Origin of the sequence: Arthrobacter sp. UC242_113, assembly GCF_044054585.1 — a bacterium.
Taxonomy (GTDB): Bacteria; Actinomycetota; Actinomycetes; order Actinomycetales; family Micrococcaceae; genus Arthrobacter.
In genome coordinates this window covers 1,049,276-1,069,976 of the sequence record NZ_CP171968.1, presented here as the reverse complement: position 1 = coordinate 1,069,976, position 20,701 = coordinate 1,049,276, and the positions used below count along the sequence as shown (strand labels likewise).

17 protein-coding genes are annotated in these 20,701 nt (G+C 60.2%); 5 read left to right on the top strand and 12 right to left on the bottom strand.

The window, feature by feature from the left end; translation table 11 throughout:
- Positions 1-93: 93 nt before the first annotated feature.
- Complete coding sequence (locus tag ACHMXB_RS04810; protein WP_395403215.1) at positions 94-1,602, top strand: glycoside hydrolase family 32 protein; 1,509 nt, start codon at positions 94-96, stop codon at positions 1,600-1,602.
- 189 nt (positions 1,603-1,791) lie between these two features.
- Here the strand turns inward: ACHMXB_RS04810 and ACHMXB_RS04805 are convergent, their stop codons facing one another.
- Positions 1,792-2,331 carry a DUF488 family protein gene (locus tag ACHMXB_RS04805; protein WP_395403214.1) on the bottom strand — a complete coding sequence of 180 codons (540 nt, stop codon included), beginning with the start codon at positions 2,329-2,331 and terminating at the stop codon, positions 1,792-1,794.
- A gap of 1,416 nt (positions 2,332-3,747) precedes the next feature.
- Between ACHMXB_RS04805 and ACHMXB_RS04800 the strand changes: the two genes are divergently transcribed.
- Positions 3,748-4,053 (top strand): alcohol dehydrogenase catalytic domain-containing protein, encoded by a 306-nt coding sequence (locus ACHMXB_RS04800; protein ID WP_395403213.1) that lies wholly within the window; start codon positions 3,748-3,750, stop codon positions 4,051-4,053.
- Between the two features lie 9 nt (positions 4,054-4,062).
- Complete coding sequence (locus ACHMXB_RS04795; protein ID WP_395403212.1) at positions 4,063-4,326, top strand: hypothetical protein; 264 nt, start codon at positions 4,063-4,065, stop codon at positions 4,324-4,326.
- A 460-nt stretch (positions 4,327-4,786) separates the two neighbouring features.
- Here the strand turns inward: ACHMXB_RS04795 and ACHMXB_RS04790 are convergent, their stop codons facing one another.
- From ACHMXB_RS04790 to ACHMXB_RS04755, 8 genes are all read right to left on the bottom strand, one after another.
- The gene (locus ACHMXB_RS04790) at positions 4,787-5,911 is read right to left on the bottom strand and encodes a substrate-binding domain-containing protein (RefSeq protein ID WP_395403210.1); all 1,125 of its coding nucleotides are present in this window, start codon (positions 5,909-5,911) and stop codon (positions 4,787-4,789) included.
- A 100-nt stretch (positions 5,912-6,011) separates the two neighbouring features.
- Positions 6,012-7,058 (bottom strand): SIS domain-containing protein, encoded by a 1,047-nt coding sequence (locus ACHMXB_RS04785; RefSeq protein ID WP_395403209.1) that lies wholly within the window; start codon positions 7,056-7,058, stop codon positions 6,012-6,014.
- Positions 7,055-7,831, bottom strand: a complete 777-nt coding sequence (locus tag ACHMXB_RS04780) for an ATP-binding cassette domain-containing protein (protein ID WP_395403207.1) — start codon at positions 7,829-7,831, stop codon at positions 7,055-7,057. Before ACHMXB_RS04780 ends, ACHMXB_RS04785 begins: the two co-directional genes overlap by 4 nt.
- A gap of 23 nt (positions 7,832-7,854) precedes the next feature.
- A complete protein-coding gene (locus ACHMXB_RS04775; protein WP_395403205.1) occupies positions 7,855-9,057 on the bottom strand; it encodes an alanine racemase in 1,203 nt (400 codons plus the stop codon).
- Between the two features lie 12 nt (positions 9,058-9,069).
- Positions 9,070-10,044, bottom strand: coding sequence for an ABC transporter permease (locus ACHMXB_RS04770; protein ID WP_395403203.1), 975 nt, complete (start codon positions 10,042-10,044; stop codon positions 9,070-9,072).
- The gene (locus ACHMXB_RS04765) at positions 10,041-11,039 is read right to left on the bottom strand and encodes an ROK family protein (RefSeq protein WP_395403201.1); all 999 of its coding nucleotides are present in this window, start codon (positions 11,037-11,039) and stop codon (positions 10,041-10,043) included. The genes ACHMXB_RS04770 and ACHMXB_RS04765 overlap by 4 nt, the downstream gene beginning before the upstream one ends.
- Complete coding sequence (locus tag ACHMXB_RS04760; protein ID WP_395403199.1) at positions 11,033-12,106, bottom strand: phosphotriesterase; 1,074 nt, start codon at positions 12,104-12,106, stop codon at positions 11,033-11,035. The genes ACHMXB_RS04765 and ACHMXB_RS04760 overlap by 7 nt, the downstream gene beginning before the upstream one ends.
- A 139-nt stretch (positions 12,107-12,245) precedes the next feature.
- Positions 12,246-13,229, bottom strand: coding sequence for a substrate-binding domain-containing protein (locus ACHMXB_RS04755; protein WP_395403197.1), 984 nt, complete (start codon positions 13,227-13,229; stop codon positions 12,246-12,248).
- A 456-nt stretch (positions 13,230-13,685) separates the two neighbouring features.
- Here ACHMXB_RS04755 and ACHMXB_RS04750 point away from each other — a divergent pair, with 456 nt between their 5' ends.
- Both ACHMXB_RS04750 and ACHMXB_RS04745 read left to right on the top strand, forming a co-directional pair.
- Positions 13,686-14,885 carry an ROK family protein gene (locus tag ACHMXB_RS04750; RefSeq protein ID WP_395403195.1) on the top strand — a complete coding sequence of 400 codons (1,200 nt, stop codon included), beginning with the start codon at positions 13,686-13,688 and terminating at the stop codon, positions 14,883-14,885.
- A 763-nt stretch (positions 14,886-15,648) separates the two neighbouring features.
- On the top strand, positions 15,649-15,789 hold the full coding sequence (locus ACHMXB_RS04745) for a hypothetical protein (protein WP_395403193.1): 141 nt from the start codon (positions 15,649-15,651) through the stop codon (positions 15,787-15,789).
- Positions 15,790-16,915: 1,126 nt separating this feature from the next.
- Here ACHMXB_RS04745 and ACHMXB_RS04740 read toward each other — a convergent pair.
- From ACHMXB_RS04740 to ACHMXB_RS04730, 3 genes are all read right to left on the bottom strand, one after another.
- On the bottom strand, positions 16,916-18,148 hold the full coding sequence (locus ACHMXB_RS04740) for an amidohydrolase (RefSeq protein WP_395403191.1): 1,233 nt from the start codon (positions 18,146-18,148) through the stop codon (positions 16,916-16,918).
- 244 nt (positions 18,149-18,392) lie between these two features.
- On the bottom strand, positions 18,393-19,586 hold the full coding sequence (locus ACHMXB_RS04735) for a dipeptidase (RefSeq protein ID WP_395403189.1): 1,194 nt from the start codon (positions 19,584-19,586) through the stop codon (positions 18,393-18,395).
- Complete coding sequence (locus ACHMXB_RS04730; protein WP_395403187.1) at positions 19,583-20,686, bottom strand: DUF917 domain-containing protein; 1,104 nt, start codon at positions 20,684-20,686, stop codon at positions 19,583-19,585. The genes ACHMXB_RS04735 and ACHMXB_RS04730 overlap by 4 nt, the downstream gene beginning before the upstream one ends.
- Positions 20,687-20,701 lie beyond the last annotated feature (15 nt).

Sequence of the window (20,701 nt, the reverse complement as noted above, 5' to 3'; positions counted from 1 at the left end):
CCCGTCCGCCCACCAGCTCCACTCATCCACCTGCCGGCATTCCTACGGGGCCTGCAGAGACCACTCCTGCCCAAGAAATGAGACCTCGCCTTCATGACTGCCGCGACCGACACGATAACTGAGACCTTCCGCCCGGCCCTGCACTACGCAGCCCGGAATACCTGGCTCAATGACCCAAACGGCCTGATTTTTCATGACGGCGTCTACCACCTCTACTACCAGAACAACCCGCAGGGAAACGTCTGGGGAAACATGTCCTGGGGACACGCCACTTCCACGGACCTGCTGACCTGGACCGAACGCCCTGTCGCCATCGCCTGTGATGAGAACGAAGAGATCTTCTCCGGCAGCATCGTTTATGACCGCGACAACACCAGCGGCTTCGGCACCGAATCCGTTGCCCCCCTTGTGGCCATTTACACCAGCGCCTACAAACCTGGCTCCGAGCATGAGGGCGTCCAGGCCCAGTCCCTTGCTCATAGCCTGGACGGGGGGTACACCTGGACCAAACACACAGGCAACCCTGTACTCAACCGCGGGTCCGCCGACTTCCGCGACCCCAAAGTCATCCGGTATGACGGCGACGCGGGCTCCTACTGGGTGATGGTCGCTGTCGAAGCCAAAGACTTCCAGGTGGTCTTCTACAAATCCGACGACCTGAAGAACTGGGAACTGCTGAGTACCTTCGGCCCGGCGAACGCCACCGGCGGCATCTGGGAATGCCCGGACCTGTTCCCCCTTCCTGTGGACGGCGACCCGGAAAACCTCAAGTGGGTCCTAACCGTCAACCTCAACCCCGGCGGACCCAACAACGGCTCAGCCGGCCAATACTTCGTTGGCAACTTCGACGGGAAATCATTCATCTCGGCCAGCACTGTCAGCGAAGGCCTCCAGGACCCTGACCGGCTGGGCGAATACCAGTGGCTGGACTGGGGCCGGGACTACTACGCCGCAGTCTCCTTTTACGACGCCCCGGATAACCGCTGCCTCATGATCGCCTGGATGAATAACTGGGAATACGCCAACCACATCCCCACCACACCCTGGCGCAGCCCCATGAGCCTCGCCCGCGAAATCACACTCACTGCCAGCGACGGCAAATTGAGCCTGATACAGCAGCCCGTGGGTGACTGGGCAGCGCTGGCCGACCCGTCCAAATCCTTCACCCTTTCAGAAACTACCATTTCCGATACGACGCTGGTTTTGGACGGCGCGGCCGGAACGGTCCAGCGCATTGACGCTACTTTCGCGCCCGGAAGCGGGGAGGAATTCGGTCTTATCGTCCGGGGAGATGGCGTGCAGGGGACGCGGGTGGGCATCCGGCCCGGAGAAGACTCCTTGGTTGTGGACCGCCGGGAATCAGGGATTACAGACTTCCATGAAACCTTCCCCTCTTGCGACTCCGCTCCCATTCAACCGTTGGACGGGGGCTATCACCTCACAATCTTCGTGGACCACTGCTCTGTTGAAATATTCGCCCAAGGCGGTCAGGTCACCATGACCGAGCTAATCTTTCCGGCCGACACCAGTACCGAGGTGGCCGTCTACGCAACCGGCGGAACAGCAACCGTGAACCACCTGCAGATCACACAGGTTGCGTAGAGCGGGTACCCACGGGGCTGCCATCAGGTTGAACCAAACCTTAGCCGGACGTCGGGCATGAACCTGCAGGGCTTTCAGAGTAGGGTCGATCCGTCTCTATTCTGACGGCGGCTGGAGAACGTCCTCGGTCTCAACATGACAGGGCACTGTTGCCGGCGCTTGTCTTCGTGCTCACCACGGGATCGGCGGTCAGCAGGTAACAACGTCATAGATGAGCCGGTCCCCCGCAGCCCGCACGCCGCCGGTCGGCTGATGGGTCGACGTTCGGCCGGCCGGCATCAAGTGCACGGGTTTCGCTCCGTCGAGCAGCAGGGCGTGGTCAGCGATTAGCCGCCGGTGACAGCGCCACCAGACCGTTTCGCTGCACATGATGGCCGTCCGCCGTTCCGCTGCTTCCGCCAGCACCTCGGCCAGCGCCGCGGCAAAGCCCGGTGTGCGCATGTGGGCCGCGTAGGCCCGGAAGGACGCATTGCGCAGGGCAGTGTCGGGCGAATCCGGCGGTAGCTTACGGAAGCCGCCCAGCCGCTGCTCCCAGCGGTAGGCGATCCCGGCCGCTGGCAGCCATTCTTCCAACCGATCTTTGCCAAAGTGTGGATGCTTCCGACTGCCCGGCCCGATCCGCACATCGACGACGGAAGCAACATCCGCTGCCTGCAGCAAGTTCCGGAAGTCCTCCTCGCTGGAGGCACCGTGCCCCACGGTGAGCAGGATCGTAGGTTCGGACCTCATGCGTTCGAGCCTACTGCCGTCGTAGCTCATGCCCAGTTGGGTTCGGCGTCTCCTCATTCGGTCATGCAGCGATTCAGCAGGCTGGCCATGAACAGGAATGAAAGACCAGCCGAACAGCGGCTCCCCCCCAGTTCAGGAGAGTCGGGAAAAGACCATTACGTCATGCAGTCGGCGCCGACGGAAATCATGAACAGCTATGAACGGAAAATCCTTGGATCCAGGGAAGAAGAGGGCTGAGCATCATGGGAGCGTAAGGCAACATTCGCTGGCCGTCGGGTCGTATCGGACAGCCCGCGGCCGTCCGGGAGAACTGATCCCCAAACAAACGGCACAAGTCATGTCGCACTCCCCCGGACCCACCATGAAGAAGCAGATCAGCCAAAACCAGCCGCGAAGGAGAATCCAGTGCACAGCCAACGACCGAGAAAAGAATCCCAACCGGATTCTTCTCAGGTCACGTTGCCCCAACCAGTTGCGTCCATGAAGAGGTAACGAGCGACGAACCGTCGCTCCAAGCACAAAAGGAGGCACCCGGCCACACCACCGGCAACCAATGAAAAGGGCCCCGCAGGGGCCCAGAGTGAACAAAATGTGCACGCTCAGAGGCTAAAAAGCCCCTGAACAGGGAAAACACGTGCCCGAGGTGGGACTCGAACCGGGCTCCTCCCCGTGAAAAACCGCCCCTCCCCCGAAAACATCCCCAATCCGACCCGGTCCGATGCCGGTACAACCGAATCCGAAGCCCACGGTGTGCACATTGTGCACACCCTCTTTTGTGCCTGCTTGAGGTCCAAGCATTCGAGCGTTAGGGTCTTTGGCGTGGTGATTCCCCCGCCACTACCAGCCCGTTGCAACCACTGTAACGACGCTCGCGAGGTCAGGCGGAAGCCGACGGCGCACCAAAGACACCAAGAATGAGTTGAGCGGTGATGTGCGGAGCAAGCCGGCGGCTTGGATTCAATGAGAGTCATGGCCGCGGGACCTCCTTCGAACATCTCATGGACGGAGACGACAGAAGAAGCGTGACCCGGACCTCGCCCCTCCGGGCACTGGACGGTCACAGGACCGCACCTCCAGCATGAGGAAATACCCATCATCAGCGTTCGGTCCAAGGCGTCATTCGATGACCGAACCATGCATCTCGTTGCCTTGCATTGTTGACCCCTCGACATACTTCATAAGGATGCTAAGCATTAAGGCTCGGTAGTTAGCCTTTTCGCGAAGGGACTGGCCAGCCAGGTTTTCCAGGGCAGCCAGACACCTTAAATCCCCCGGCCTCCCGCCCATTTCGGGTGGACTCAGAGGTCCCACATGTACCCACTCCTCCGCGGCTCACGCACGCGCACCAGGGCGACCTGTGCCCTGCACGACCCATGTGTGCCGCCGGTGGGGTTGACCCTGGAAGAGAGCGGAACAGTGAAGGCAGTACTTTACAAAGGACCCAACGACGTCAGCGTCGAGGAGATCCCCTATGCCAAAATCGAGCACCCCGCCGATGTGCTGGTGCGGATCACCTCAGCGAACATTTGCGGCTCGGACCTGCACATGTACGAAGGCCGCACCAGCTTCGAAACCGGACGCACTTTTGGACATGAAAACCTTGGTGAGGTGGTCGAGACCGGCTCCGCGGTGAGCAAAGTTAAAGTGGGCGATCGAGTGGTGCTGCCCTTCAACATCTCGTGCGGTTTCTGCAAAAACTGCGAACGTGGCTTCACCAACTAGTACATCTGCATGCTCGCCGGCAAAATGGCCTATGAATACAGCATGGAACCCGGCGGCTCCCTGCTCATGGACGGCGAAGGCCCGCACGGACCGCTTGAACAGTTGGACCTGCCCATCCGATTCCTGGCCCTCGCGGCGAAACAAGATTTCATGGGTCTGCCGGAATCCGCTAGGGACACGGCGCGTTTCATCGATCTTTTCCTTTGCCGCTGCATGATGTTGGTCAGTTACTGCGAACCGAACTGGTGGGCCACCGCATGGGCCTACCTGTGAACCCCGCGCTACCCATCACTAAGGAACCTATCTGCGCCACAACATCCGTCGGCTCCAGCAGAAACGAGCTAGGCGAGCCAAGCTCCCCTACACCCCAACCTAACGTCAGGCAGGTGACGCAAGTGTGACTGTTAGCGAATGACGGCGGGTTAAATCACGGCTGAGAGTGGCGGCTTGGGGGCCAGTGTGTGGAACCTTAGAGTCACTTTCTCAAGTGAATCGCCAAGATGCATGGGAAGGCGGTCCCCTGCGTTCCCGCTTTTCCGGACCCCGTTACACATCGCGTGTCCACGATGAGGGGAATGCGTACCCTTACCTGGGCAAGGGCGGGCGGCTGAAATGTGGCAGTTTGGTTCAGGCCGTCACACCGGCCCTGGACCAAACTGCCATATTTACGGCTGCCGACATTTTTGCGCACTTCGCCTAGGTTCAGACCACGGACAAAGACGGATTATTAGCCTTACTTTAGTTCTTTCTGGGCGGCTTCCGGGACGTTCTGGTGCCAGGCTTTGTAACCTTCGGCGATGGTGTCTTTCGTGACGGTGACGGAGTCGGCAGTCCCGAATTCAGGGGCCGGTTCTCCCAAGATTGCCAAGGCGGCCGATATAGCCATTGCCTTGCCGTAGTCGTAGGCCTTGTCCGCGACGATGGCTGCGACGTTCCCGCTGGAGGCAAGGTCAGTTGCGATGGTGTCGTCCAGATCGACTGTGACCACTTTGGTTTTCGTGTTGCCTGCGCTCTTTAAGGCTGAGAGCACGCCTTGGGCAGGAACTGCCCAGCTAGTGTAGATACCTCCCAGGTCAGGGTGTGTCGTGAGCAGCGCGTTGGCGATTTCTTCGGCCTTGTTGGGGTCACTGAATCCTTGCTTGGCGACGATCTTGATGTCGGGGTAGTCCTTGGCGAGAGTCGAGAGAAAGGCTGCATCACGGAAGTTGGTTACGTGGAACTGGGCGTCGTAGTAGACAACTGCAACTTCACCTCGGCCGCCGATGGCCTCTCCCATGGCTTTGGCAGCGCGTTCGCCAATCTGAAAGAGGTCATCGGTGATGACCGCCTGGTACTGGGCGCCATACTTGTAGCTGTCGGGTGCCTGATCAGCGAAAACCAGCTTGACCCCTCGATCGGCGGCTGGTTTGTATGCTGCTGCGGCGGTTGTCGGGTCAACGGCTTGGCCAAGTATCACGTCGGGAGCCAGCGCAAGCGTAGTCTCGATCTGGTTGGCTTGTGTTGCGGCATCGAACTTAGCGTCTGTCTTTGCAACGATGTCGACGCCCAGTTCGGAGAATTCATCTTCGATCCCGGCTTGAAGGGCTTTCGTCCATCCGGAAAGCTCATGCCAGAGGATTGCCGCCTTGTGCTTGCCGTTCTTGATCGTGACTTTCTGCGCTTCCGTGAGTTTCACTTCCGATATGGGTGTCGGCTGTTCCCCCTGTGGTCCTGTGGTCTTAGTTACCGTGCCAAAGCGATCGATGGTTGTGCCCGTTGGGACTGCCGATCCCGGGTTGCCCCCGCCGCTGCTGCATCCAGCCAGTCCGAGCGCGGTAACGAATGCTGCCGCGAATATGGTTTTCTTGAAGGCTTTCATCTGATCATGTCCTCTAGCTGTTGGGGGTAGTCAGATTCGAACGGATGGGCAAGGAAGCGGGTGCTGTACGGATACTCGGGGGAATGCATGTGGCGAACGTTCATACCGTCTTGGTGACCTTTTTCAGCCCTGCGGGCTTATCCGGGTCGATTCCCCGGCCCAACGCCAGGTTTAGGGCAAGTTGCTGAAGCGGGATGATCTCAATCAAGGGTATGAGGGCCTGGTCGATGAATTGGGGTTCGGCTCCATCTGGAAGGCCAAGTTCGATAATCGTGCCGCCGAGCGCTCGTGAGGCTTCAACAAAGGCCTGAACGGATTCACGGCCTCCGGGTGACGCTGTGAGGGCGATGACGGGTGTCCCCGGAACGACCTGCCCCATGGGCCCGTGGGTGGCGTCGGCAGCACTCCAGCCCGACGCCGCTATGGCGTTCGTCTCCATGAGTTTGAGTGCGCCTTCCTTCGCCGTCGACATTGAATAGCCCCGGCCCACCACCAGGATCCTGTCTGCACCGGCAAGGGTATCTGCGAGTCGCCCGCCAAATGTGTGTGTTTCATCGATGACCCTGGCCGCCGCTTCGGCTGCCGCCTCCGCCTTGCCGACTGTCTCCGCCCAGGTTCCGCCAGCGGCGAGGCTGAGCACCATGTATAGGGCAAGCAATTCAGCGGTATAGGTCTTGGTGGCGGCCACCGACAACTCCGGTCCAGCCGTGAGGCAAACATGTATGTCCGCCAGGCCAGCGAGGGCGCTGCCTTCGTTGTTGGTCAGGGCAATGATCGGCACACCGTTGTGCTGCGCTGCGCGTACATTGTCCAAAAGGTCGGGAGATTCGCCGGACTGCGAAACGGCAATCATGACCGAGGTGGGGTATTTCAACTTGGTTCCGAAAGCTGTGACCGTGCTCGGAGTCGACAGCATCGCCGGGATGTTCAGAAGGTTATGCGCCAGGTACTGCCCGTACATGGCGGCGTGATCGCTGGATCCGCGTGCGGCGAAAACTAGCAATTGCGGATCGACTCCGCGAAGCAACTCGGCGGCGCAGATGATGTTGTGCTGCTGATGCGCAAGGAGGTCCAACCATCGAGAGGGCTGCTCAGCGATCTCGGCACTCATGTGGGTGCCGGCTTCGGGGCGGTCCTGATCGGTCATGAGGCGAGCCCGGTAATCATCGCCACGACTTCATTATGGGACGTGTCTGCCAGATTCCTGGTGGCTACCTGGGTTCCTCGGCGCAGCACAGATACTCGGTCAGCGATACGGAAGACCTGGTCCATGTTGTGGCTCACAATGAGCACTGCCGCGCCGCGGGCCTTGAGCTTCAGGATGACTTCCTCCACCTTCGCTGTCTCGGCCACACCTAGGGCGGCCGTGGGTTCATCCATGAGCACCAAGCTGCTTGCCCAGTGAGTGGCGCGACATATGGCAATGCCTTGGCGCTGCCCTCCGGAGAGGTCACTCAGGGTTGCCTTCGCGGAGGGGATACGCACATCAAGGGTGTCGACCAGTTCCTGCGTTTGCTTGGCCATGCCCTTGCGATCCAGGGTCCGCAGCGGACCTTTTGTCAGTTCCCGTCCGAGGAACATGTTCATATAGACGGGTTGATCCTCAACCAGCGCAAGATCCTGGTAGACGACTTCGACGCCTTTGGCCCGGGCGTCGGAGGCATCACGGAAATGTACCTGCTCGCCATTTAGCCAGATTTCGCCGTCGCTGGGCTGGTACAGCCCGGAGATGATCTTAACCAAGGTTGATTTGCCGGCACCGTTGTCACCGACCAGGGCCACGATCTCACCAGCCCGGACTTCCAGGTCAAAGGTCTTAATGGCGACGACGCCACCGAAGTTCTTGTGGATGCCTTTAAGCCGGAGGGGAGGGGTGGACGTGGTGGCAGCAGTCTCGGCTGCGGAAGGTGTGAGTGTCATGGTCCTTGTCCTGTCTGTGTTTGTCATGGCCGGGAGGGGGCCAGAGGGGCGGAGCCATCCGCTGCCCAGACGCCCTCAACTCGGGGGTGACCGGTAGATATTCCGGAGATGGCTGCGGTCAGGGCCCTTGTCACGAAGACCTGCGGCCGGAACCCGAAGATCACGGTGTCCCCTTCAGTAATACCTGGCTGCTCCAAGGGGATGGTGGCGTAGTAGTCGATGGCCTCGGGGGCCGGCATTTCAACCGACAACGCAGGTGCTGCGCCGACGTCGTCCCCCGCAGCAACCACCAGAGCCCGGGTGGCACCCGTTCCAAGGACGGGGTCGACGTAGAACCCTCCGCCGAAGACGTAGGCTTTGCCGTTCCAGAGGTGGGAGACCTCGCTGACGTAAGCGATTGCAGGTTCCTCGGCCAGATCAGCGACGGCATGCAGTGGAGTGGTCCCTGTCAGCCCGTGGCCTGGCTCAACCTGCGTGGCGCCGTCGCGGGCCAGCCCCTCCAGCACCGAGATGGAGGTAGTCCCCGGGGCGTTGACCTGGAAGCCAACCCGCCCGGCCGCGCGGAGGAGTTCAGCAGCCCGCGCCAAGGTGCCCCGGTTCGGCGTTGCCACTGCGGTCCCGGTAGCGGGGTCAAAGAGCGTGGCCGGGAATGTCGTAAGGCCGGCAAAGCGCACGCCGGGGACAGCGTCAACGGTGTCGGCGGCCTCTACGATTCCGTCCAGTGGGAAACCACCCTCATGACCGGTGTAGAACCGGTCTCCCGGGGCAGCAACCCGAAGCAATACGTCCTGGACACGGCCGCGTTTGAGTGCCGCAGCACCTGCCTCACGGGCCTTGGCCTCACTGAACACCGTCCAGTACAGCGGGTCCAGCGATCCGGCCAGGTCCGCCTCGTGTCTCGGAATCTGCACCAGGTGCCCGAGGTGCCCCACACGGAGGCCACCAGACGTGGCAGCCACCGCGCATTGCAGGTCGACACCGACAGCGTGCGTAATTCCTGAACGGACCAGCGCGCGGGAGACGTCCGGGTTGCGGCCGATCTGCTTGGTCATCGCGAACACTGTGAGCCCAAGCCGTGTCGCTTCCGCCGCGAAGGACGTGGCGTTGCGTTCGACGGCGTCAAGATCGATCGCATAGCAGTTCACCGGCAGTTCGCCGGTAGCGTGCAGTTTCGCAATGGCGGCGAGGAAGTTCGGGTTTCGTCGTCGAAGTAGATCGAGGAACATTCAGAATCCTTTCTAGCTCTTCTTGCCGCGCAGGGAGAAGGACACCGCAACGAGGATGATGATGCCGCGGACAATCATTTGCTGGGAGACATTCAGCCCGGCGAGGATAAGTCCGTTGTTGATCATGCTCATCAGGAGACTGCCGATGAGAGCGCCGACCACGGTTGCCTTGCCGCCGAACAGGCTTGTGCCACCCACGATCACGGCCGCGATGACGGTCATCAGATCGGTTTCGCCGAGCGTGTAGCGGGCTCCATGGAGGCGTCCCGCATAGAGAAGCCCGGCCAGTGCTGCAGTCATCGCGCTGCCAACGAACACCATCAATCGCACCCGGTTGACCTTGATGCCGCTCACCCGCGCAGCAGAGGCACTGTTGCCGACCGCGAGAACGTGTGCCCCGTAGCGGCGCTGCCTCAGCAAATGCCAGCCCACCAGGACAGCAGCGGCCGTCCACCAGAGCAGGATGGGCAGCCCCAGGAGATTACCGCCTCCAAAAAGCCAGACGAAGGCCTCATCGGTCACCGGGACGGATTGAAGGTTGGTCAGCTGGCGTGCCAGACCGGCGAGTAGACCCATCGTAGCCAAGGTGACCAGGAAGGATGGTAGGCGTACCACCGTGATGAAGAAGCCGTTGAACAGACCGACGGCGACGCCTACGGCCAGACCTGCGAGGGCACCGATCCACCATTCTCCTGTTCCTTGAAGTACGACGGCGGTGGTGAGGGCGGAGAGTGCAACGGTCGATCCGATGGAGAGGTCGATCTCGCCTGTTCCAAGCACGAAGACCATGCCAATCGCCATGACGGTGATGGGTGCCGCCTGAATGACAATGTTGAACAGGTTGGTCGGGTTGAGGAAGACGCCGGTCTGCGTTACCGCGAAATACACGAAAACGATCGCGAACCCGATGTAGACAACGTAGTTGTTCCAGGCCACCCCCTTGATCTGGTCCAAGACCTTAGGTTTCTCCAGAGTTGTGTTGCTCATCTTGCTTGTCCTTTCTGTGTAGTGCCGGTCAGCAAGGGACCGGCCCCTACGGGCCCAATGGAAGCGGTGCCGCTTGCCTCAAGGGCAAGCCACACGGCTCCGGCCACCGGCGCACGGTGCCCGAGTTCACTGGTGCGGATGTTCACGGAAGATCCGTGGCGCTCAAGCCACGTTTGGATGTGTGGCAGTAGCTCTTTTCTACTGCCGATTCCGCCGCCTATTACGAAAACTTCTGGATCGAGGACGGCTTTGACCGCCACGAGGGCTGCTGCCACCCATCGGGATTCCGTGTCGATGGCTGAAATTGCTTCTGCATCGCCTTCACGCGCTCGGGCGAAGATTTCCCGGGTAGAGAGACGCCGACCGGAAGCCGCGTGGTAGCGGCTGTCCAAGGTATCTCCGGCCACAGCTTCTTCCAGCGGTCCGCGTACGTGGTTCTCCGGCGCCAAGGCGTCGGTTCCGAAGGGGAGGTAGCCGATTTCGCCGGCAGCTCCGCTAGAGCCGCGAACCAGTCGGCCGTCTGCAACAATGCCCATGCCTATCCCTGTACCAACTGAGACAAAGACGAAGTCCGAGTGAGTCAGCCCGACCCCGTAGTGGAGTTCGCCCAGGGCCGAGATGTTGACATCGTTTTCGATGACTACCGGATGCCTCAGCCTTTCGGTGAGCGCTGCCCCGAGCGATACATTCTTTAGTGCCGAAAGGTTAGGGGCCTGAGCCAGACCGTTTCCGGAGTCGTCAGGTACTCCCGCTACGCCGATGCCCGTTGCGGCGATCTGTTCAGCCTTCGCGCTGACGTCGCCGCTGAGTTCCTTCTCGAGCAGCGCGATCTGTTCCACGACACCGACACCGCCTGCGTTGGTGGCTACCGTCCGCTCGGCCAGGATCGTCCCGGTACTATCGGCGATGCCTGCCCTGACCTTTGTCCCTCCGAGGTCGACGCCCACCACGTACAACGCTTCCATATCTACAAGCTCCTCTGGGGCGTTCAACATTTTTCCTGTGTCAAGAGACGCAAGGGGTTCTCTCGCAGCATCAGATCGGCATCGGATTGGGACATCCCACGTTCAAATGCCATGGGGATAAACACGGACCCGAGGTAGTTGTAGCCCCACTCGCCGTGAGTCATGGGGTTGAGGTAGACCTCGGCTCCGGTGAGATCCTGGGATAGGAACAGCTGTCCCGCATAGCCTCGCTTTGTAAGCTGAGCCAGGTTTTCGGCCCTTCTGACATCGGAGCGGTAGTAGGCCCGCTTGGTGAATTCGCCTTCCGGCGGATGGGGTGGCCCCGGCTCCAGCACGAAATCCCAGAATTCCTTGCCGATGGTGTCAAAAGCGATGTTCACCCCGGTGTCCAGGACCCGAACGAGGTAGTCCAAGTCAGGTTGGATGTCCATGTGTCCAATGACGACGCGGCTGAGGTCGGCTCCTTCCTCCTTCAGGATCGAGACTTGCTCAAGCGCCATGGTGCCGTGCGTAGTGTGCGTAGTGAGCCCCACCCCAGTTGCTGTGTGGGCGCGGGCAGCGGCTCGCAGACATTTATCTTCGTGGACTGTTATCTCGTTCAAGCCCGTCGCCTGCTCCCCCAAGACGCCGGCCTTGATGGTGGTGGACCCGATGCCGGTGGTGATGTCGAGAGTGAACCGCTCTGTCATCTCCTCGAGTGACGCATCTGCGCTCCAGGCCGGGCTGTAAGGCTCCAGGTAAACCGAACTGCCGGCGATGATGTGCACTCCAGACTGCTCGGAGATCTCCTGAAGGATCGGAAGGTTTTCGCCGAATGCCGTACGGCCCACCACACTGTAGGGGCTCAGGTCGACGACAGTGTTGAAGCCGAGCGCACTAAGCCCTCCAAGGGCGTGCACGGCTTGGGCGACCTGATCCTTCACATAAACGGCGTCGTTGGGGTCAACGACCAAGTCGTGCGGATCAGCAATTGTTTCGGGACGGCCGCCGGAGAGCCACGGTCCGGGAACCAGTGAGGTCAGATGTTCGTGATGGAGGATTTTGTCGAGTTTCCCCGGGTCGACCGGCCCAAGCACGGTCTGCACAAAATGTGCCATGTGAGATTTCCTTTGAAAATGTGCCCGATGGGTTGTGCTGATGGTGCTGGGGAAAGGGCAGGTCCGGTCTCCGCTGCCAACTGGCCCACCACCCCACGTATCGCCCGCTTCAGCAGCCAGATACGGAATCAGCAGCGAGTCACTTCGTTACACTCGTCGGCGGTTCGACTCCGTAATCGTCCTGCCAGCCCTCGGCTAGGTTGTCCTTCGTTACCTTGGTCGGCGACGTGGCGACGAGCGCAGGTGCGGGCTTTTTCAACACCCCATACGCCGAAGCAGCCGCGAGCCCCTGACCGAGCGAAATGGAGCTGTTCCCCACCATGCCGACTGCATTGCCGTCGCGCGCCATGTCTGCTGCGAGTGTGGCATCAAGGTCGTTTGTTACGACCTTGACGTCGGAGCGGCCCGCATCGCGGAGTGCCGCGAGCACACCTTGGGCAGCGGTAGCCCAAGGAACGTAGATACCCTTGATCCCCGGGTTGCGGGCGATCATCGCAGCCGCAATTTCTTGCGTCTTGGCTTCGTCCGTGAACCCTTCTTCGGCAACGATCTTCTGATTCGGGTAGAGGAACTGCGTCCAAGACTTGAACGCCTTGTCACGCTGGTTGGTGAACCAGAAATCCGCGTCATGGTACATGTAGCCGATCTCGCCCTGGCCACCGAGCGCATCACCCAGAATGGTCGCGTTGAGCTTCCCGGCGTCCGTCAACGACTCGGTGACGATTGAAACGAACTGCTTCCCCGCCTTGTAGTTAGCCGGCGGCGTCGTCATGATGACCAGCTTGACGCCCTTGTCCACTGCTGGTTTGAACGTCGCCTCCGCTGAAACAGGATCCACGGCGATGGTCACAACGATGTCCGGGTCCAGGGCCAGCACAGTCTGAAGGTTATTCGCCTGCGTTGCGGCGTCGAAGTTCGCCTGGGTGCTGGCCACTACGTCGATGCCCAGCTCCTTGAACTCCTCACGTGCGCCCTTTTCAACCGCGGAAACAAACTCGGAGGACGTGTGCCACACAAACGCAGCCGTGTAGTGACCGCTCTTGACCTTGGCCTTTTCCTCATCCGTCAGCACGAGATCCGCGATCTTGCCTGGCTTCTCTCCGTTGGGACCAACAAAGGCCATACTCGGCTCGGAAACCTGGGCGGTTGCACTTGCATTCCCTGTATTTGATCCGCTTTGACCGGCAGCACAACCGGACAACACCAACGCCAACACTGTGCCACCGATGGCAAGCCACCGCACCGGACCACGTCCCGTAAACCTTGAAGATTCCATGGATTCCTAGGCCTTCCTTGAGTCTTGATTGTCGGGACAGACGCTTGGCGTCCAGCTGCCGGAAGCCTCCAGCGCGAGGGGACGTGGACGTCCTCGACTTGATTGAACTATTTTGGTTTCAAGTTGCAAGCAAAGTCAATGGTCTAGGCAATATTTCTTGAATGGAAGGGCGCACCGGTCCCTGGATCTACCCGGATTCGAGTGGATTCCGGTATCTTTGGATTCATGTTGATTCAAAATGGATTGAGGTGGCCGTAAGTGCAAACCACTAGGGCAATGAACCGCAACACGGTTCTCGCCGAAGTGCTGCGCCGGGCTCCGGTCAGCAGAAAGCAAGTGGCAGAGGCAACGGGAATTTCATCCGCGACCGTAACTCGCGCCGTGGATCTGCTGATAGAGGAGGGCGTCCTTCAAGAAGGCTCGGAAATCGTCTCCGAAAGCAGGGGAAGACGCGCCGTGCTGCTGGACCTGGTGGCAGATCGCTCCTACGTGCTCGGCATCGACCTCGGCGCATCGAATACCCGCTTTGTTCTCGCTGACCTCGTTGCCAATCCTGCACTTGCCCGCGAGATCCGAACTCCATCGGATCTGGACGCTGATGCCCTTGCCCAATGGCTCGCTCGTGAAGTACGGGCCGCGTGCGGAAGCAAATGGCCCCTTGTCGAAGCCATTTGCCTGGGGCTTCCAGGCGCGGTGAGCCGGATCGACCGTTCTGTTTCCAACGCAACCCATGTGCCGCAGGTGGAGGGCCATGGCTTCCTGAACGCATTCGAAGCCGCCGTGGGCGTATCCGTTCTGACGGACAACGATGCAAACCTTGCCCTGCTCGGAGAGCAGCGCTTCGGCGCAGCCCGCACCTCCCCCACGGCCGCCATCCTGACGCTGGGCACGGGTTTGGGGGCTGGCCTGGCGATCGACGGCAAGGTCCTTAAGGGTGACCACGGACTGATAGGCGAATTTGGCCAGCTTCCAGTGGGACCTCTTGGTGCCAGGCTAGAAAACATGGTCACTGGACCTGGAATATTGCAGCAAGCAGCGGAGGCCGGCTTGCCGCTGGACACACCGGCTGATTTGTTCGTTGAGCATGCAACTGGTCACCTTCACGCCCTGCGCGCCCAGTTTGACCATGCCCTCATGATTGTCCTGACAGCCATTTCAGTATCGTGTGAGCCGGAGACGATCGTCCTCGGAGGCGGTATCGCCAAGTCCCTGACAACTAGTCTGGGCCGGTACCAGGCCGCCTTGGAACGGAACCTTTCCATCTCCCCTGCCCTCGTTCCAACAGTGCTGGGTGACTTTTCCGGTGCAGTAGGAGCTGTCGTAGCAAGCCTGCATGCCCTGTACACAGACCTTGGAATCGAGCAGAGATTCCTCGCCGAGCTTCCCGCTTCCCAAACCCTGACGCCACAGAGCATACGCATGGTGCAGATGTCATCCCCGAGCCAACATGCATTGGCAACAAGTCATCCCGGAGCGGCCACACCGCCTGACACTGGTTCATAGATGACCGTATTTGCTACAAGCAAGCTAACCCGTTCGAAGAATTCTCAGCACCCGATTCTTGTGGCGACCCAGTGCGGATTCGATGTGCGGGTTCTTCCCGCCCGCGGCAGGTACTGAAACATAGAGCGGATGGGATCTGCTGGGCTACTCCCCAGCCTGATGTCAGCCAGGGAGCTGGGTACTGTCGGGGCAGAGTTCGTTTCCATCTTTTTCTGACGGCGGCTCGCGAAACTCTTGGACCTCAAAATGACGGACACCCCGGTGCATCGCAACGAAGATTCAGGTTGGGCCAAGAGAGGCCATGCCTGCGGGCGTGGCTTTTTGGACGGCTGTAGGCAAATCGCCTCAGAAGACAGAGCCGCACCATAGCCTGACTAGTTCCCATCCGCCAAGAGCGCTTCGCCGTCTCACCGTTCCATCGTTTAGTCATCCAACAGGCCGGTACATGAACAATCATGAAAGACCAGCCAGCAGTAACTTACTTCGGGACATCTCGGTATAGATCCACACCGTCATGTCGTCGACTCCTAGGGCAACCATGAACAGCTATCGACGGAAAACCCTCGATCCACGGAAGAAGGGCAGTGAGCATCATGGGGTACAACGCAGGGCAACGTTGCATCCCCGCCGGGCAGTATCGGAGAGCCTGAAGGCGTCCGACGACACCGATTCCCCACGGGTTGGGCGCAAGTCTTGCCGCCCTCCCCCAGACCCAACCATGAAGAAGCGGAACAGCCGCCAACAGCTTCTAAGGAGGAACCTGGTGAACACCCAGCGATGCGACGAAGAAACTCACACCAAGTTCTTCCCATATCATGTTGGCCGCGCCATGGACGCCCATGAACTGGTAGCGAACAACAACCCGCCCATCCAGGAAGGCAAGGAGGCACCCGGTCACCAATGAAAAAGGCCCCTGAAGGGGCCCTTCACAACAGAATATGTGCGCACTCAGAGGCTAAAAGCCCCTGAACAGGGAAAACACGTGCCCGAGGTGGGACTCGAACCAGCCTCTCCCCTCGAAAATCGGCCCCTTTCTCGAAAACATCCCCCAGTCCGGGCCAGTCCGAGGCCGGTACAACCGAATCCGCAGCCCAGGGTGTGCACATTGTGCACACCCTCTTTTGTGGGCATTTGAGCCGCAACCCATCGAGGGTCACGGCTGTTTTGGCGTGGGAAATCCCCTCTCCACCACCAACTGCGGCGAAGGGCAACTGCGACGGACGATGTTTTCGGGCTCAGCCGGAATCCGGCTCACAAAGTGGGCCGAGCAGTGATGTGCGGTGCAAGCCAGGGACTGGGATTGATCGACCGTCATAGCGTTGAACCTCCCTTCGACCATCTCATGCGTGCAGAGAGTAGAAGAGAGCATGACCAGGACACCGCCCCACCGAGCACGGAACATCCGCTGGGCCTCGCGCCTTCCGCACGACAGAATGGCGTTTAACGGCGTTCCAAAAACCCCTCGGGAGCAGGGTGCCGGGCGTGCGTGGACAGTGCACGAAGGCCGGAACGTGTGAGTCGTTGAAGGGCTTGAACCAGAGTCCCGACGTTCGTGTCTCGCTGACGCGTCCCTCATTGGCTCGGATTGTCGGACAGGCCATTGGCCAATATCAGGCTGAGGTACACCCCAACCTGACAGATGGTGCATGGCTGGGTCTCAAAAGCGACGGCCTGAATCTGCAAGCCGCGGAGAAGCTCGGCCCCTACTGCCACACCTGGGGACAATCCTCATGGGGTTATCCACCGCTACTTCTGCTAGGGGAGCTATCCCAACGGCTCCCTCAATTTCAGCCGTGGATAACCCGAATTGACCCCCAGCTGTGGACGGGACAGACGAACCAAAGGGAGCTTGTCCGAGCCCAGTCAGGTTGACGGGATTGCGGACACCGGCACAAATCGCATGTGGCGCGAATTTGGTTTGGTGCAGCGGCTACGGCCTTCACCGACCGAGCAGCGGTCGCGACCGCTGCTCGGCCGGGAACTGCACCGCAGGCCCGGGGCCTGCCTTCAACAAAGGCTCGCGGGGGCTGTCAGCATCCAACTTTGGACAGGATCGCCGTCATAGCAGCCCGGACGCCAGTGCTCAGAGTGGGTTCCAGGGCGGGGGCGAAATGTGGCGAGTGGTTTCCGGCGATGTGACCATCAGCCTTGAGCGTCTCGGCGGTATAGCCTCCGAAGGTCCAATAAACCGAGGGGGACGAGATAGCTGTTGCGAGGGTCCCGAAGTCTTCACTGGCCATCGACGGCGGAATCTCGCGGACCACTTCCTCTCCGATCATGACCCGAAATTCCTGGATAAGTTGATCCGTCGCCGTCGGATCGTTGTAGCACAGCGGAAAAGAATACAGCTCCTCAATTTCAGGGGGCGGCGCGGAGGAGGCTTCTGCCTCTGCGCGGATGATTCGGCGGATTGATGCCAGCACGGCTCCGTGCACTTTCTGGTCGAAGGTCCGTACGTTTATGGTGAACTCGGCCATGGCGGGAATGATGTTTTCCTTCAGGCCCCCATGGAAGGTTCCGATTGTCACGACTGCGGACTGCATAGGGTCCAGCTCACGCGAAACGATGGTCTGCAGCCGGACCAAGATGTGGGCCCCGAGCACGATAGGATCGATCGCTTCCTGGGGCTGGGAACCATGCGCCTGACGGCCCCGCACGGTGACCTTCCAGGAAGTGGCCATGGCCATAGCGGTACCGCGGCTGATGCTTACCGTGCCCGCCAGACTCGGCATGACGTGCTGGCCATAAATTACCTCCGGTTTGGGAGCTCGGTTCCACAGGCCATCGTCGACCATCGACTGGGCTCCGGCGGCCGTCTCCTCCCCCGGCTGGAAGAGGAAAACGACTGTCCCGGTCCAGGCATCGGTGGCACCCGCGAGCAAGGCCGCCGCAGTCAGCGCTGCGGTGATGTGCATATCATGGCCGCAGCCGTGCATTACCGGAACCTGGGTCCCGTCAGCAAGGGCACCGGTGGCCTGACTAGCGTAATCAAGTCCTGTTTCCTCCTTGATCGGCAGACCGTCGATGTCGGCCCGGAAACCCACGACTGGCCCCTCGCCGTTGCGCAGTACGCCGACGACGCCCGTCCCGCCACAGCTAAAGGTCTCGGCTCCGATGGCACTGAGATGGTCGGTGATGAGCCTTGCGGTCCGATGTTCCTGCATGGACAGTTCGGGGTTGGCGTGCAGATGGCGGTACAACTTGTGCATCCGGACAGTCTCCTCGTCGGTGAGTTCCAGATCCCGCAAGGCATTGCCAATCATGTGTTGCCCTTCTTCGATTGATATTTTTACTGTCCGCGGGAGTTTTAGTCGCGTCCGCCAGCCAGCATGGGCGTGCTATGGAGCGCTTGAGGGATGGCGGCAGTCGGCTATGCGCGCTCCAACCGCTGGGAAGAGCCCGCACAGCGGGGTGGTGGAGGGTGATTCCAGTCTCCAATGTGGTGGCCTCGTCATAGCCTGGGCAGCTTCCTCGCTGATTTTGCCCGCCTTACGCCAGCGAAAGACATCAGCGTTGGTGGGCGATTTCTGCATGCTGCCGGGACGGACCGGCCAGTTCTTTATTCTCGACGGCCTCCGTATCTTCCAGGACCCGGAGGACATTGCCGAAAGCAAGGCTGCGCAGATCGGCAGGGGACCAGCCCCGTTCGGCTAGAGCTTCAATGACGGTCGGGTAGCTGGATACCCCGGAAATTCCTCGGGGCAGTTGTTCGATGCCATCGAAGTCCCCTCCAATGCCGAGATGCTGCGGTCCTACTACTTCCCGTGCGTGTTCCATGTGTCTAACGATGTCGGCGATGGTGGCCTGCGGAGCCTGGTTCTGTGACGTCCACCTGACAAATTCTGCGGCCGCCGCGATGTCCTCTTCCACCTGCCCTGCATGGAACCCTGTCCGAAGGCCGAGTCTCTGCCGGACTTCATCGGAGCGTCGCTCATAGTCCGCGCAGGCTTCCGAGATGAAGGCGGGAACGAAGGTAAGCATGAGCACACCGTTGTTTCCGGGCAATCTCTCAAGCACGGCATCCGGCACGTTTCTGACGTGGTCGGTGACGCTGCGGCAAGATGAATGGGAGAAAATTACAGGAGCAGCGCTCGTATTCAGCGCGTCATGCATCGTCTGCTCGGCCACGTGAGATAGATCCACTATTAGACCGAGACGGTTCATTTCGCCGACCACGCGTCTGCCGAAGTCGGTGAGCCCATGGTCGACCTGTTCGCCCGTCGCCGAGCGCGCCCAGGGCGTGTTGTCGTTATGTGTGAGAGTCATGTAGCGGACGCCGACACGTCTCATCATCCGAAGCACGCCAAGGGACGCGTCGATGGAATGCCCTCCTTCTATGCCCATCAGCGAGGCAATTTTTCCGTCTGCGACAGCTGTTCTTACGCCAGCGGCAGAGTCCACTAGGCTGAAGGTCTCGGGATTCTTGGAGATGATCCGGTGTACGCAGTCGATCTGTTCGAGTGTCGCCACGACGGCGTCGCCCGGCAGCATGTTGGACGGGACGAAGACCGACCAGAATTGCGCACCGACCCGGCCTTCCCGGAGCCGCGGAATATCCGTGTGCAGATGGGGCTGGTGCTGCGATAAGTCGATCTCCTCGACGCGGGAATCGAATTTCTGCCGCAAAGCCCAGGGTAAGTCGTTATGGCCGTCGAATACCAGGGTGTCGGCCAGCGCGGAACGAGTCCCAAACGATGTCATCGGGCGGCGCTCAATTCCTCTAGGGCAACCCATGGCTCATGGAGTCCGAAAGCCTGGGGGCCAAAGACTTGCAGCGCTTCCGGTGTCCGCATGATCGCAGGGGTAGAGATTCCGTAGACCGCCACCCGCTGTCCGAACCGCAGGGCCTCGGACGTGATGGGTGTGCCCAGATCAACGTCAACTACCGTAATAAGGTCCGGAACAATGGCGACCACCGCACCATTCTTGTGTGCAATGACGTTCTCGTTCCGGAACTGGATCCGCATCTCGTCGCCACCGTCAAACGACTCCACAGTGGCAAACCCTTGGGTGAACCCGTCCCTAACGAACCTCTCAACGTCAACGATTTTTCCGCGCATGAGCACGGTTCCATGACCGTATATTGTGTCCTTCAGAAAGGCACTGAGTTCGGCCAGCGGATCAAGATGTTTGTCCTTGGCCCTACGCAAAGTCCGGCCGATATTGAGGGCCAGTGTGACGGTGTTGCGGATCGCAGTCCGCTTGACGTCCGCTCCGCTCATTGGATACTCGGCGATGTATGCGGCGCCCCCCATCTTGATGGTAACTGCGCGGGCGAAAGTCTCCATCCTCTGGTTGTCCTGGCCAGTATCGACGATGCACGTGTGCCCGTTTTCGTCAGAAACAGCGAGCGGTGATCCGGACACTCCATAGACTCCGAACGTTTCCATTTGAAGCTCCGGGAAGGCTCGCCCCATTCCGTCGCCGTCCACCACCGGGATGCCCGCTTCGGCGGCGACGACCAGAGGAATCATGGAATTCAGTCCACCGCACTCCATGGGAATTGTTGCATCGGCTGTTTTTCCGAGGTGTTTCTCCAAGGCACGGAGCGACCGGACTGCCTCAGTGCCGGCGGGGACTTTCTCCACTACGACAGTCGGAGCGCCCATCATGGCCGTGGAAATGACAAAGTCATCGTCGTCAAGTTCGGTCGGATCGAGGATTTCGATCTTCTTTCCGTTTTTGAGGCATTCCTCAACGAGGAGGCGGCCGATGAGCGGATCTCCGCCGCCGCCTGTACCGAGTATTGCCGCGCCCCGCGCCAGGTCAGGGACGTCGTCTAGTGACAGATAGAAACTCATGTTGTTCTTCCTTCT